The sequence below is a fragment of the Aeromicrobium sp. genome (assembly GCF_037719875.1).
Taxonomy (GTDB): domain Bacteria; phylum Actinomycetota; class Actinomycetes; order Propionibacteriales; family Nocardioidaceae; genus Aeromicrobium.
In genome coordinates this window covers 18,968-31,805 of the sequence record NZ_JBBJMJ010000025.1, presented here as the reverse complement: position 1 = coordinate 31,805, position 12,838 = coordinate 18,968, and the positions used below count along the sequence as shown (strand labels likewise).

Below are 12,838 nucleotides of genomic sequence, written 5' to 3'. Positions count from 1 at the left end.
AAGGCGCATCACCAGCCGACCTCGTTCCCAACCTGGCAGGACAGAACACCTAGGCCACGACGACGACCCGCGGTTGCCTTGGCGTGACCAGGAGGGCCATGCCCGCCTCGGCGGGTGTGCGGTCGGCCTTGCGGTGGTTGCACCGCACGCACGCGGCGACGGCGTTGTCCCACGTCAGGGTGCCCCCACGGCTGCGCGGGACGATGTGGTCGACGGTCTCAGCCCGGCCGCCGCAATAGGCGCACATCTTGTCGCGCGCCTTGATCGCACTCTTGGTGCAGAGGTTGGAGCGGCGGTGCATCCATCGGGTCACGACATAGCGGACGAGGCGCAGGACCTTCGGAACCGGGAACGGGCCGAACGTACCGCCGGCCTCCTCCTCGATGACGGCGACCTCACGGACGAGCATCTTGATCGCGTGCCGCATCGAGACACGCTGCAGGGGCTCATAGCTCGCGTTGAGCACCAAGACGTACGCATCCGCCATGAGCCGGCCCCTTTCTCAGCGAAAGCGTAGCCGTCGGCACAGGCAAATGCTCAACAGAAGGTGAATCTCAACCTGTGTCGCCGAAGTCGGAATATGTCCGGCCGTGCCCTTGTTGCCAGCAGAAGTGCGTCGGTCGGAATGTCTGATCCGAATGTCGAAGTGGCGACCATTGGTTCGTCGTGTAGGTAAAGGGTGTCGACCGGCCCCCAGCACATCGAATAGAAGGACCAGCCATGACCGCGCACACCGAGGGCGCTCCCGCAGCGTCGACAGAGCCCGACCTCGCCGAGCTCCAGGCCGAGCTCACCCCGACTTCCGACGGGCCCGTCGACACGGAGAAGACCCCACTCGTCATCAAGCTCCTGGTGGCGGCGACCTTCGTCGTGATCCTCAACGAGACGATCATGATCAACGCGATGCCACGTCTCATGGCCGACTTCGAGGTGACGGCGCGAGGTGCGCAGTGGATCTCGTCGATCTTCATGTTGACGATGGCCGCAGTCATCCCGGTGACCGGCTGGTTCTTGCAGCGGGTGACCACCCGCGCCGCCTACACGCTCGCGATGACGACGTTCGGTATCGGCACGATCATCTGCGGTACGGCGCCCATCTTCGAGATGTTGCTCGTCGGCCGGGCGGTCCAGGCCGCGGGCACCGCGGTGATGATGCCGCTGCTCATGACCACGGTCATGACCGTCGTCCCTGAGCAGGCCAGGGGGCGCGTCATGGGCAACATGATGCTCGCGATCTCGGTCGCGCCCGCCATGGGTCCGGCGCTCTCCGGCCTCATCCTCCAGATCGGCTCGTGGCGACTGATCTTCGCCTTCGTGCTGCCCGTGGCTGTCATCGTCTCGGTGCTCAGCCTGAGACATCTCAAGAATGTCGGCGAGACCAACACGGCACCGGTCAGCTGGTTCAGCGTCGTCATTGCCGCGCTCGGCTTCGGTGCGCTGGTCTACGGTCTGAGCGAGGTGGGCGCGCGCAGTGCCGGCCAGCTGACGCTGTTGATCGGCGGCGGCGCCGCTCTGGTCGCACTGTTCACGTTCTGGCAGCTGCGCCTCCAGCGCACCGGCAGCCCGCTGCTCGACCTGCGGGCGTTCAAGCACCGTACGTTCACAGTGACCCTGGTGTTGATGTCGACCGCGTTCATGGCGTTCCTCGGCTCGATGATCCTGTTGCCGCTCTACCTGCAGGACCTGCGGGGACTGTCGGCGATGCAGACGGGCCTGCTGGTCATGCCGGGCGGACTGGCGATGGGGCTGCTCGGCCCGCGCGTCGGCAGCATCTACGACAGGATCGGCGCACGGCCCCTGGTGATCCCCGGCTCCATCTTGATGGTCGTCGCGTTGTTCACCATGAGCCGCGTCATCGACGCCGACACCCCGTACGCGCTGCTGCTCGGCCTGCACATCCTGCTCATGGTCAGCCTCGCGTCGATTTTCACCCCGGTGTTCACACTCGGACTGGGCGCTCTGCCACCTGAGCTGTATTCGCACGGCAGCTCGATCCTCGGCACCCTCCAGCAGGTTGCTGGTGCAGTCGGGACCGCGGCACTCGTGGTGATCCTCGAGAACCGCTCGGAGAGCCTCATGTCTGGCGGATCGACGGCGAACGAGGCGTTCATCGGAGGTCTGCAATGGGCGTTCATCGCCGGCTCGGTGTTCGGCGCGGTGGTCGTTGCGTTCTCGCTGCTCCTGCCTGCCAAGGTGGACCAGCCGGTGAGCCCGACGCACTGAACGGATAGCGCAGGCCGCGAGGGCCCACCCGAAAACACGGCGTCGACGAACCTGTCCTACGGTGGACGCGTGGACATCCCAGACCTCTTCGACGGCTACGGCCCTGTCGTTGGTTTCGATGAGATGATGGCCCGCGATCTCGACGGGCCGGGTTCCTCGACGGTGCGGGACAACTACGGCACCGTCCACGCGTCCTTCGACAAAATGGGTGCCGAGGAGATCCGGCTGCGGGCGGACTCACTCGCCTCGTCCTACCTCGAGCAGGGGGTCACGTTCGGCGTCGAGGGTGAGGAGCGACCGTTCCCGCTGGACATCGTCCCTCGCCTGATCGAGGGGGCCGACTGGGACCACGTCGAGCGCGGAGTGCGCCAAAGGGTGCTTGCCCTCGAGGCATTCCTCGCCGATGCCTACGGGCCGGGCGAGCTGTTCAACGATGGCGTCGTCCCTCGCGCCACGGTCATGACCTCGCCGCACTTCCACCGCGTCGTTGCGGGCCTCGAACCGGCCAACGGCGTACGCGTGCACGTTGCCGGCGTCGACCTGATCCGTGACGGCAATGGCGACTTCCGCGTGCTCGAGGACAACGTGCGGGTGCCGTCCGGCGTCTCCTACGTCATGACCAATCGTCGGGCGCTGTCCGCGGCTCTCCCCGAGGTGTTCGCCGACCACCGCATCCGTCCTGTCTCGCAGTATTCCCAGCAGCTGTTGGCGGCCCTGCGCAAGGCGGCGCCAGGTGGCGTCCACGATCCGACCGTGGTCGTGCTGACCCCCGGCGTCTACAACTCGGCCTATTTCGAGCACACCCTGCTGGCCCGCACGATGGGCGTCGAGCTCGTCGAGGGCCGCGACCTCGTGTGCCGCTCGGGCCGGGTCATGATGCGCACGACCAACGGCCTCGAGCCGGTCGACGTGATCTACCGGCGTATCGACGACGAGTTCCTCGACCCGGTGCAGTTCCGGGCAGACTCGGCCCTCGGCGTACCGGGCATCATCAATGCTGCGCGCGCGGGCCACGTCACGATCGCCAATGCGGTGGGCAACGGTGTCGCCGACGACAAGCTTCTCTATACGTATGTCCCAGACCTGATCCGCTACTACCTGTCGGAGGAGCCGATCCTGCGCAACGTCGACACGTGGCGCATGGGCGAGCCTGAGCAGCGCGACGAGGTGCTCGACCGGCTCGACGAGCTGGTCCTCAAGCCGGTCGACGGATCCGGCGGCAAGGGCATCGTGATCGGGCCGGCCGCCTCCCGAACCGAGCTGGATGAGCTGCGCAGCAAGATCCTGCTCGACCCGCGCGCATGGATCGCCCAGCCGGTCATCTCGTTGTCGACCGTGCCGACCCTGGTGGAAGACGGCATCCGCCCCCGGCACGTCGACCTGCGCCCGTTCGCCGTGCACGATGGCGACGATGTCTTCGTCCTGCCCGGCGGGCTGACCCGGGTCGCGCTCCCCGAGGGGGAGCTGATCGTCAACTCGAGTCGCGGCGGCGGCTCCAAGGACACCTGGGTGCTGGCCAGCCCGACCGATCCCGACGACGCGGGCGAGGTGGCGCCGACGGCGAGAATGATCGCCGGCACGCCCCAGTCCGCGGGTCCGGCGATCGACGGCGCGACACATGACCTGCACGTCCAGGAGCAGGAGCAGCAGCAAGCTCGTCTGCATCGTCCGTTGGCGAGTCCGCCTGCGGTGGGACCCGAGCAGCAGGATGCCGGAGGTGACTCGTGCTGAGCCGCATCGCGCAGTCGCTGTTCTGGATCGGCCGCTACCTCGAGCGCGCCGACGACACCGCCCGCATCCTCGACGTCCAGATGCAGGTCCTGATCGAGGACCCGGGCATGGATGAGCGGACCTCCTGCGAGCAGCTGCTGTCGGTCATGGGGGTCGAGGGCTACTCCGGTGTCCCCAACCGCTGGATGATCCTCGACCTGCTCGCGCACAACGCTGACTCCCCGGTCTCGATCGCCGCGGCCATCGGAGCCGCGCGGGAGAGCGCCCGCCGCGCCCGCGAGACGTTGTCGACCGACATCTGGGCCGCGATCAACACGACGTGGCGGGGTCTGCCCAATGCCCGCGCGATGCGGTCGCCGGACATGTTCGCCTGGGTCCGCAATCGCACTGCGATGATCTCGGGCATTGCCGACTCGACGATGTCGCGCGACGAGGGGTGGCAGTTCTACATGCTCGGGCGCAGCATCGAGCGGGTCGACATGACCGCTCGGCTGATGTCGACCGCGGCGCTGGCGTCGGGCCCGCAGGTCGCCTGGCCCACGACGCTGCGCGCCTGCGGGGCATACGAGTCGTTCATCCGCGCCTATCGCGGCATCGAGGCCGACCGGCAGGCCGCGGAGTTCCTGTTGCTCGATCGATGGTTCCCGCGCTCGATCGTGTCGTCGCTGGAACAGGCCGAGAAGGCCCTGACCAAGCTCGAGCGCAGCGGTCAGCGCTCGGGCTTCAGCGATGAGGCGCAGCGGCTGCTCGGCCGGGCGCGAACCGAGCTGGAATATCGTCCGCTGGCCGACATCGTGTTCGACCTGCCGGTCGAGATGGAGCGGTTGCAGCGCAGCTGCGCAGCCGCGAGCGACGCGGTCACGGCTCGCTACTTCGCCGAGTACGAAGAGCACATCTGGAGCGGAGGTGTCCTGCTGTGAATGAGCGCCAGCGAAGGAACCATGGGCGCAGCACGCCGGCGGCTCCATACGCTCCTTCTTCGACGGGGGCGGCTGCGTGACGATGCAGATGCGGATCCGGCACACCACCGGCTATCACTACGAGAAGGGTGCGGTCGCCTCGTTCAACGAGGCTCGCATGACCCCGATGGCGACCCCGGAGCAGTATGTCCTCCGCTCGCGCCTCGAGATCTCGCCTGCGCCATGGAGCTATGAGTACCGCGACTACTGGGGCACCACCGTGACCTCGTTCGAGGTGCACGACCCGCACGCGGACCTGACCGTCATCTCGACCTCGACCGTGGAGACCCAGGAGACCCCGCCCAAGCCGCACGGAGCCTCGTGGGAGGACCTCGTGGCGGTGCAGGACGAGTGGTGCGAGTTCCTCGAGCTCTCGACGTGGGTCGCGCCGTCGCCCGCCCTGCTGTCGGACTTGTCGAGCCTGCGGGTCGAAGCGGCGAGTCCGAGTGACTACGCGATGGGCGTTGCGCGGTTCCTGCACGACCAGGTGGCCTATGTGCCCGGCAGCACCGAGGTGACCACGACGGCGGCCGATGCGTGGGATGCCAAGACCGGTGTGTGCCAGGACTTCGCCCACCTGACACTCGGCGTCCTGAGGGCGGCGCGTATCCCCGCACGCTACGTCTCGGGCTATCTGCACCCGTCGCCGGACCCGGTCGTCGGCGAAGCGGTCGAGGGCGAGTCGCATGCCTGGATCGAGTGGTGGGACGGCGAGTGGGTCGGCTGGGATCCGACCAACTCGATCACTCCGGGACCGCGCCACGTCGTGGTGGCCAAGGGCCGCGACTACGGCGACAGCCCTCCTCTGCGGGGGATCTTCTCGACGTCAGGCGGCTCTGAGCTGTTCGTCGGCGTCGAGATCACCCGGCTGCGCTGAGCCCAGCGCCCGGCGGCCATCACCGGTGACTCCTACAGACCTCCGACGAACGGCAGGACCAGCCGGCAGGGCACCGCGCGAGGATGTGCCGGGTCCAGCGCATTGAGCACCAGCGCAGCTGCGACCGGATCGGCGACGATCTGGAAGTGCTCGGCATAGTCGATCGCGCAGAAGTCCTGCACCACGTGATTGGTCATGCCCGCTTCGATGCCGCTCGTGTAGGGCAGAACGAGCTCGTCGTATCGCGTGACGATGTTGGTGTAGCGGATGCCCTTGACCTTGGGTGTGCCGCCTGACCGCATCTTGTTCATGAACGATGATCCGGTCAACAGCTGAGGCCCGGATGCGAAGTACGGCTCCAGCGCCCGGCCGAGGGCGGGGGTCAACCCGAACGGCGTGCCCAGCGTCGAGAGCGTGGCAAGTCCAGCGGGGTTGGTGCCTTTCCACAGTGGGGCTATCGAGACGTATTTGTCGATGAACGCGCCCCCGCCGAGGAACTTCGCGTAGTAGTTGGGCACCACCGTGCCCTCCGAGTGCCCGACGATGTCGACCTTCGCAGCGCCCGTCGCCTTGCGGACCTTCGCGACGAAGGTCTTGAGCTGGGCGGCGCTGAGCTCCATCTTGGTGAAGCCGCCGAAGACCTGGTTGTAGGGCGCCGGCAGCTGTGACTGCTGCCCGTAGGTCAGCGCGAACACGCAATAGCCCTCGTTGCGAAGCAGGGGCGCGTATGTCTGCCAGTTCGTCGCCTTGTTGCCGCTCAGCCCGTGGACGAGCACGACCGGGTTGGGGTGCTTGCTGGACGGCTTGCACGAGAAGTCGTTGGCACCGGGCGGGTCGGCGTTGACGGCCAGCCCGGCGATGACTGCCGAGGTGAGGAATGTGTAGGGAACGGGCAGCGGCGGCGGTGCGGCCTGGGCGGGGGCAGCGCCGACGAGCGCAACCACGAGGGCGGCGGACAGGGTGGAGACGGCGAGCCGGAGCAGTTGCACGGAGGCACCTCGAGGTCGTGTGACGAAAGTCATGTGTAAATCGAAGTTACAGCATGTTCGGGGTCCTGACCACAAACGCCCGTCGCGACGTGTGGGATTCGCCGCAGAAGCCGTACCGGCCTAGCGTGGAGTCATGACCGACACCGCCTCATTCGCCGACTCCGTCCACGAGCTCCACCAGCCATACGTCGCTGCGGAGGATCGCTACACGCACTGGGACTATCGCCGCGTCGGGCAGTCGGGTCTGCTGCTGCCGCCTCTCTCGCTGGGTCTGTGGTGGAACTTCGGCGACAACTTCCCGTACGACAACCAGCGGGCCGTCCTGCGGCACGCCTTCGACCACGGCATCACGCACTTCGACCTGGCCAACAACTACGGTCCCCCCTACGGCTCGGCGGAGGAGAACTTCGGCCGCATGATGCGGACGGACTTCGCGCCCTATCGCGACGAGCTGATCCTGTCGACCAAGGCCGGCTACGACATGTGGCCGGGCCCCTACGGCGATCGCGGTTCGCGCAAGTATCTGCTCGCGAGCCTGGACGCATCGCTCACCCGGATGTCGGTCGACTACGTCGACATCTTCTATTCCCACCGCGCAGACCCGGACACCCCGCTGGAGGAGACGATCGGCGCGCTCGACACCGCGGTCCGGCAGGGCAAGGCGCTGTATGCCGGCATCTCGTCCTACTCCCCGGAACGCACGTCCGAAGCCGTCGCGATCGCCAAGAGCCTCGGCACGCCGATCGTGATCCACCAGCCGTCCTACTCGATGATCAACCGCTGGATCGAGCAGGGACTGACGACGGTGCTCGCCGAGCACGGCGTCGGCTCGATCGGGTTCGGGTCGCTGGCCCAGGGGTTGCTCTCCGACCGCTATGTCCAGAGCGCCGACCCGGAGCGCTCGCAGGACCGCGGGTCATTCGACTCCTCGATGGCCAGCAAGGAGAACCGTGAGCGCCTCAAGGGATTGGCTGGTATCGCCAAGAAACGTGGCCAGACGCTCGCGCAGATGGCGATCTCGTGGACCCTGCGTCCCGCCGGGGTGACCTCGGCGCTGATCGGCGTCTCGTCGGTCGAGCAGCTGGATGAGAACCTCGAGGCGGCCGCGAACATCGACTTCACCGACGACGAGCTGACCGAGATCGACAGCTTCGCCGGCGAAGCGGGGATCAACATCTGGTCGGCCTCGTCCGAGGTCTGACCCCGGCACTGCCGGCCGTGATTCAGCTCGTGGGCGCGGCCTTGATCCGGCGGGTCAGCTCCTGAGGCGGGATCGGCACGATGTCCGCGACCATGGCAGGACCGACCGAGAGCTCGCCGTCGTCGAGTGGTTCGCACCTGACACCGGCATGGCCCCTCATCGCCTGGTGGGCCCCGGGCGCGTAGACGGTGTTGAGCCACGCGCAGGGATTGGCAGGTGTCATCGACCGGAAGCGGATCGGTCCGTGGCCCGCGTCGAGCGTGAAGGTCGTACGAGCGAGGGCATCGACATCGAGCCCGCGCGTCACGATGTTGCGCCGCGCCAGGGCCGGGTCGAACGGGCCGGCAGTGAGCTCGTCTTCGAGCTGCTCCACCTTTTCGGCGGCGATCAGGGTCATGGCGGCAAAAGTGAAGCGGGAGCCGAAGTATCGATCGCCGACGATCCCCTTGTGGGCCCGCACACGAGCGGACTCGACGAGCTCATCGCGTATGTCGTAGGGCTCGGGCCCGTCACCGGGCCTGCCTTCGTAGCGCCGCACCCGCGACACCAGCAGTGACACGATCTGGAGCTCCACGCCACGACGCTACGCGATGGTGCGAAAGCAGTGCGATTGGCTTTCATTCCGGCTGTTCCCGTAGACTTCACCGGTTGCCAGTTGGCAGCCCACTCCTGCTACGGAGGCCCCGTAGCCGTTTAGTCCGAAGGAGACTGAATGTCATTGCGCCCGTATGAAGTCATGATCATCCTCGACGGTGATCTCGAAGAACGCACCGTCGCGCCGAGCCTCGAGACCTACCTCAACGTCGTACGTCAAGACGGCGGGACCGTCGAGAACGTCGACGTGTGGGGCAAGCGTCGCTTTGCCTACGAGATCAACAAGAAGAACGAGGGCATCTACGCCGTCGTCCAGCTCCAGGCGGAGCCGGCCACGGTCAAGGAGCTCGATCGTCAGCTCACGCTCAACGAGTCGGTTGTGCGTACGAAGGTCACACGTCCCGACGTGAAGTAGGCCCGACCCAAGGACAGAGATGTCCACAAGGACCGCACCGGAAGCCTCGCGGCTGTCCGACCACTGCGGTTCACTGGAGTCAGACACCCAAACCCGAAAGGCTGCGCCACATGGCAGGCGAAACCGTCATCACCGTCATCGGCAACCTCACCGACGACCCGGAGCTCAAGTTCACTCCCTCGGGCGCCGCAGTTGCCAACTTCACCGTCGCGTCGACGCCTCGTACGTTCGACCGGCAGACGAATGAGTGGAAGGACGGCGATGCGCTGTTCATCCGCTGCGCCGCGTGGCGCCAGCTCGCCGAGAACTGTGCGGAGTCCTTGCAGAAGGGTCAGCGCGTCATCGTGACGGGCGCCCTTCGCATTCGCAACTTCGAGCGCCAGGACGGATCGAAGGGCACGAGCGTCGAGATCAATGTCGACGAGATCGGTCCTTCGCTGCGTTACGCCACGGCCAAGGTCACCAAGGCCAACCGCTCCGGCGGTGGCGATTTTGGTGGCGGCCAAGGCGGCGGCAACGCCGGTGGCGGCGGCGGAGCACAGAGCAACCCGTGGTCGACACAGCCTGCAGCACAGGGTGGATCAGCACAGGGTGGACCGGCTCAGGGTGGGTCTGACGCCTGGGGCGGCAACGCCGGCACGACCGACGAGCCCCCCTTCTAGGCAGCACTGCCCACACACACGTCAGCATCAAGTTCAGGAGCAACATGGCAAAGCCAGTCATCCGGAAGCCGAAGAAGAAGAGCAACCCGCTCACTGCGGCCAAGGTCACCGAAATCAACTACAAGGACACCGCGCTTCTGCGCAAGTTCATCTCGGACCGCGGCAAGATCCGCGCGCGCCGGGTCACCGGTGTCACCGTCCAGGAGCAGCGTCTCATCGCCAAGGCCATCAAGAACGCCCGCGAGATGGCACTGCTGCCCTACACCTCCACCAGCCGCTAAGGGGACTGAAGATGAAGCTCATCCTCACCCATGAGGTCACCAACCTCGGAGCCCCCGGCGACATCGTCGAGGTCAAGGACGGCTACGGCCGCAACTTCCTGCTGCCGCGCAACTTCGCCATTCGTTGGTCGAAGGGCGCTGCCAAGCAGGTGGAGTCCATCCAGGCCGCCCGTGCCGCCCACGCGATCCACGACCTCGAGGAGGCCCAGAGCATCAAGGGCAACCTCGAGGCCAACCCGATCAACGTGCCGGTTCGCGCTGGCGAGGGTGGCCGTCTGTTCGGCGCCGTGACGGTGTCAGACATCGCTGGCGCACTGGCCGAGGCCGGTGCCAAGGTCGACAAGCGTCGCATCGAGGTCGGCAACCCGATCAAGTCGCTGGGAGCCCACTCGGTCTCAGTGCGCGTGCACGCTGACGTGAGCGCGCAGGTCAAGCTCAACGTGGTCGCCTCCAAGTAGTCCACCCACGGCGGGTCGGCGTCCGTTTCAGCGGGGCACCGACCCGCCGCTGGTGGTCCACCCGACCATGCGCAGGCACGCGGCTCGCGCCGCATCCCTCCTCCTCGCCGGAAGTCTCGTGCTCTCCGGCTGCTCGCTGCTGCCCGGCGGCGAGAAGGAAAAGCCCACGGCACGCCCGACCACGACGACCAAGAGCCCGGCTCGGACCGGGACGTCCTGGCAGGCAGAGGCGCGCGACAAGGTGCGGCAGGGGGGCACGCTTCGGCTCGGCGCGACAGTGATCCCGCGCAACTTCAACCCGCAGCATCCGGACGGCGTCAGCACCGAGGCCGGCCGGATCCTCGCGCCGACGATCGGCGGCGCAGTGCGGGTCACCGCCGACGGAGACTGGCGGGTCGATCCCGACTATGCCGAGTCCGTCAAGGTCACCGACAAGGATCCGCTGACAGTGCAGGTGCGCCTCAACCCCAAGGCGGTCTGGCAGGGCGGCACGTCGATCACGGCCAAGGACATGGTGGCCTACTGGCAAGCCATGAACGGTTCTGACGACGACTTCGAGGTCGCCTCGAGCGCCGGTTTCGATGACATCACCGAGGTCAGGCCGGGCAAGAGCCGGTTCACCTACTCGGTGATCTTCAAGACCCGCGACGCGGAGTGGCCCCTCTATGTCTATCCGCGGCTCCCCGCCAAGGTGACGTCGTCGCCCAAGCTGTTCAACTCCGGCTTCCGCACCCGAGCAATCTCGTCCAACGGCCCGTTCGTGGTGTCTTCGATCGACTCGACCAAGGGCATGGTCACCCAGAAGCCCAATCCGCGCTGGTGGGGTGAGCGGCCCAAGCTGTCGACCATCACGTGGCAGGCCGCAAGTCCCGATGTCCTGGTCAAGGGCTATGCCGAGGGCGAGCTGGACGCCGTCGACCTGGAGGCCGGCACCTACGCCGTCGGCAAGGCCGCAAAGTCCGGCGCGGTCCAGCGGGCACCTGGAGTCGAGTGGTCGCAGGTCACCCTCAACGGGGGTCGTGGCCCGCTCAAGGACGTCGACGTACGCCGTGCCGTGGCCCATGCACTGGACCGCTCCGCCGTGGGCAAGCAGTCATCAGGGCCGCTCGGAGCGCCTGCGTCGCCACTGGGCAGCGTGATCCTCGTGCCGGGTCAGCGGGGCTATGTCGACTCATCGGCTGCCGTGGCCTACGACCAGCAGAGGGCCGACAAGCTGCTGACGAAGGCCGGCTGGACCAAGGGATCTGACGGCATCCGCACCCGCAAGGGCAAGCGCCTCAAGCTGACGATGCCCTCCCCGGCCAAGACTCCCGCCAACACTGCCCGGTCCAAGCTGATCGTGAGCCAGCTCCGCAAGGTCGGCATCGACGTCCGGGTCCGAACCGTCCCGGCGAGGAAGTTCTTCAGCCGGTACGTCATCGCGCTCGACTTCGACCTCGTCAACTTCGTGCGCCGCGGGTCAGCCTTCCCGCTCGGTGCAGCCGAGGCCTTGTTCTATCCGGTCGATTCGGCCCAGAACTTCACGGGCCTTGGCGAGGAGCGCATCGGTGACGGCTGGGACGTCGCCAAGGGGACGCTCAACGACAAGCTGCGATTCAAACGGATCGCCAAGCTCGACGAGTGGCTGTTCGAGGATGTGGCTGTCGTGCCGCTCGCGGTCACCCCTCTCGTGGTGGCCGTGCGCACCGGACTGGTCAACTACGGTGCGGCGCAGTTCGAGCAGCCCGACTGGACCCGCGTCGGATTCATGACGAAGAAGTAGCCGCCGCGACAACGATGTCCGCGACGGTCTGCACGGCGGCCCCGCTCGCGTCCGTCGTCGAGGGCAGATAGCGCTCAGTGCGTTCGTCGTAGCGTGCGCCGACGACGCCAGCATGGTCTGCGTCGACCGAGTGGAGGGACGTGGACCAGCCAGCTGCGCGCAGGCGCAGCTCCAGCCCGGAGACGAGGTCAGGTGTGGCGAGCGGATCGTGCTCGCCATAGACGAGATCGACGTCGCATCGGCTGGCCCCGGGTGGGAATGCCGAGGGCAGCGCCGCTCCCGAGATCGGGTCGATGACCCGCGAGCCGTCACCGGGGCCGACCAGCACCACCCCACCGAGCGCGATGCCGAGTCGCTTGGCGTGCCTCGCGACGCCGAGGGCAGCGGTGCCGCCAAGCGACCAACCTACGAGGACGACGGAGCTGGGGTCACGGCCAAGGCGCTCGGCGTTCTCGCGGGCGAACCGCAGCGAGCCGAGCAGATCGGTCCGCCCGCCGTCGGCTGACTCCGAGCTCCAGTCGGCCGCCACGGCGAGGACGTCGCCGGCGGCCACCCGATCCGTGAGGGGTCGCATCGCTGTTCGGCTGTCGACGCCGCGCCCGTGCCACAGCAGCGCGACGCCGCTGTCGCCGTCACCGACGAGGTCGACGAACCGACCGGGGGCATACTCCTGCGTGGTCTGCATG

At 67.1% G+C, this 12,838-nt stretch carries 14 protein-coding genes; 10 read left to right on the top strand and 4 right to left on the bottom strand.

Annotated features, from left to right (window positions below; all coding sequences use genetic code 11):
• Nucleotides 1–49 precede the first annotated feature (49 nt).
• Nucleotides 50–487: an HNH endonuclease gene (locus tag WKF39_RS15945; RefSeq protein WP_340390207.1), complete on the bottom strand. Its 438-nt coding sequence runs from the start codon at nucleotides 485–487 to the stop codon at nucleotides 50–52.
• Between the two features lie 233 nt (nucleotides 488–720).
• On the opposite strand from WKF39_RS15945, the gene WKF39_RS15940 reads away from it, so the two are divergent.
• The 4 genes from WKF39_RS15940 (at nucleotide 721) to WKF39_RS15925 (ending at nucleotide 5,790) form a co-directional block, all read left to right on the top strand.
• On the top strand, nucleotides 721–2,223 hold the full coding sequence (locus WKF39_RS15940; protein WP_340390205.1) for an MDR family MFS transporter: 1,503 nt from the start codon (nucleotides 721–723) through the stop codon (nucleotides 2,221–2,223).
• Between the two features lie 69 nt (nucleotides 2,224–2,292).
• Complete coding sequence (locus WKF39_RS15935) at nucleotides 2,293–3,954, top strand: circularly permuted type 2 ATP-grasp protein (RefSeq protein ID WP_340390203.1); 1,662 nt, start codon at nucleotides 2,293–2,295, stop codon at nucleotides 3,952–3,954.
• Complete coding sequence (locus tag WKF39_RS15930) at nucleotides 3,948–4,874, top strand: alpha-E domain-containing protein (protein WP_340390201.1); 927 nt, start codon at nucleotides 3,948–3,950, stop codon at nucleotides 4,872–4,874. Before WKF39_RS15935 ends, WKF39_RS15930 begins: the two co-directional genes overlap by 7 nt.
• 82 nt (nucleotides 4,875–4,956) lie before the next feature.
• Nucleotides 4,957–5,790 (top strand): transglutaminase family protein, encoded by an 834-nt coding sequence (locus WKF39_RS15925; RefSeq protein WP_340390211.1) that lies wholly within the window; start codon nucleotides 4,957–4,959, stop codon nucleotides 5,788–5,790.
• A gap of 32 nt (nucleotides 5,791–5,822) precedes the next feature.
• Here the strand turns inward: WKF39_RS15925 and WKF39_RS15920 are convergent, their stop codons facing one another.
• Nucleotides 5,823–6,779, bottom strand: a complete 957-nt coding sequence (locus WKF39_RS15920; protein ID WP_340390199.1) for an alpha/beta fold hydrolase — start codon at nucleotides 6,777–6,779, stop codon at nucleotides 5,823–5,825.
• A 133-nt stretch (nucleotides 6,780–6,912) separates the two neighbouring features.
• On the opposite strand from WKF39_RS15920, the gene WKF39_RS15915 reads away from it, so the two are divergent.
• The gene (locus tag WKF39_RS15915; protein WP_340390198.1) at nucleotides 6,913–7,980 is read left to right on the top strand and encodes an aldo/keto reductase; all 1,068 of its coding nucleotides are present in this window, start codon (nucleotides 6,913–6,915) and stop codon (nucleotides 7,978–7,980) included.
• A 22-nt stretch (nucleotides 7,981–8,002) separates the two neighbouring features.
• Here WKF39_RS15915 and WKF39_RS15910 read toward each other — a convergent pair whose 3' ends face one another.
• Nucleotides 8,003–8,554 (bottom strand): MOSC domain-containing protein, encoded by a 552-nt coding sequence (locus tag WKF39_RS15910; RefSeq protein WP_340390196.1) that lies wholly within the window; start codon nucleotides 8,552–8,554, stop codon nucleotides 8,003–8,005.
• A 144-nt stretch (nucleotides 8,555–8,698) separates the two neighbouring features.
• On the opposite strand from WKF39_RS15910, the gene rpsF reads away from it, so the two are divergent.
• The 5 genes from rpsF to WKF39_RS15885 all read left to right on the top strand — a co-directional run bounded on the left by rpsF (nucleotide 8,699) and on the right by WKF39_RS15885 (nucleotide 12,152).
• A complete protein-coding gene (rpsF, locus tag WKF39_RS15905) occupies nucleotides 8,699–8,989 on the top strand; it encodes a 30S ribosomal protein S6 (protein WP_340390209.1) in 291 nt (96 codons plus the stop codon).
• Nucleotides 8,990–9,099: 110 nt separating this feature from the next.
• Complete coding sequence (locus WKF39_RS15900) at nucleotides 9,100–9,651, top strand: single-stranded DNA-binding protein (protein ID WP_340390194.1); 552 nt, start codon at nucleotides 9,100–9,102, stop codon at nucleotides 9,649–9,651.
• A 44-nt stretch (nucleotides 9,652–9,695) separates the two neighbouring features.
• Complete coding sequence (gene rpsR / locus WKF39_RS15895; protein ID WP_340390192.1) at nucleotides 9,696–9,932, top strand: 30S ribosomal protein S18; 237 nt, start codon at nucleotides 9,696–9,698, stop codon at nucleotides 9,930–9,932.
• 11 nt (nucleotides 9,933–9,943) lie between these two features.
• Nucleotides 9,944–10,390 carry a 50S ribosomal protein L9 gene (rplI, locus tag WKF39_RS15890; RefSeq protein WP_340390190.1) on the top strand — a complete coding sequence of 149 codons (447 nt, stop codon included), beginning with the start codon at nucleotides 9,944–9,946 and terminating at the stop codon, nucleotides 10,388–10,390.
• Nucleotides 10,391–10,442: 52 nt separating this feature from the next.
• Entirely contained in the window at nucleotides 10,443–12,152 is a 1,710-nt protein-coding gene (locus WKF39_RS15885; RefSeq protein ID WP_340390188.1) for an ABC transporter family substrate-binding protein, read from the top strand.
• On the opposite strand, the gene WKF39_RS15880 is transcribed toward WKF39_RS15885, so the two are convergent.
• Complete coding sequence (locus tag WKF39_RS15880) at nucleotides 12,136–12,837, bottom strand: hypothetical protein (RefSeq protein WP_340390186.1); 702 nt, start codon at nucleotides 12,835–12,837, stop codon at nucleotides 12,136–12,138. The two genes, WKF39_RS15885 and WKF39_RS15880, sit on opposite strands and share 17 nt — an antisense overlap.
• Between the last annotated feature and the right edge of the window lies 1 nt (nucleotide 12,838).

What these genes read in the sequence shown, in the direction of transcription:
- WKF39_RS15945 (WP_340390207.1), bottom strand. Translation starts at nt 487, where the DNA reads ATGGCGGATGCGTACGTCTTGGTGCTCAACGCGAGCTATGAGCCCCTG.
- WKF39_RS15940 (WP_340390205.1), top strand. Translation starts at nt 721, where the DNA reads ATGACCGCGCACACCGAGGGCGCTCCCGCAGCGTCGACAGAGCCCGAC.
- WKF39_RS15925 (WP_340390211.1), top strand. Translation starts at nt 4,957, where the DNA reads ATGCAGATGCGGATCCGGCACACCACCGGCTATCACTACGAGAAGGGT.
- WKF39_RS15915 (WP_340390198.1), top strand. Translation starts at nt 6,913, where the DNA reads ATGACCGACACCGCCTCATTCGCCGACTCCGTCCACGAGCTCCACCAG.
- WKF39_RS15900 (WP_340390194.1), top strand. Translation starts at nt 9,100, where the DNA reads ATGGCAGGCGAAACCGTCATCACCGTCATCGGCAACCTCACCGACGAC.
- rpsR (WP_340390192.1), top strand. Translation starts at nt 9,696, where the DNA reads ATGGCAAAGCCAGTCATCCGGAAGCCGAAGAAGAAGAGCAACCCGCTC.
- rplI (WP_340390190.1), top strand. Translation starts at nt 9,944, where the DNA reads ATGAAGCTCATCCTCACCCATGAGGTCACCAACCTCGGAGCCCCCGGC.
- WKF39_RS15880 (WP_340390186.1), bottom strand. Translation starts at nt 12,837, where the DNA reads ATGCAGACCACGCAGGAGTATGCCCCCGGTCGGTTCGTCGACCTCGTC.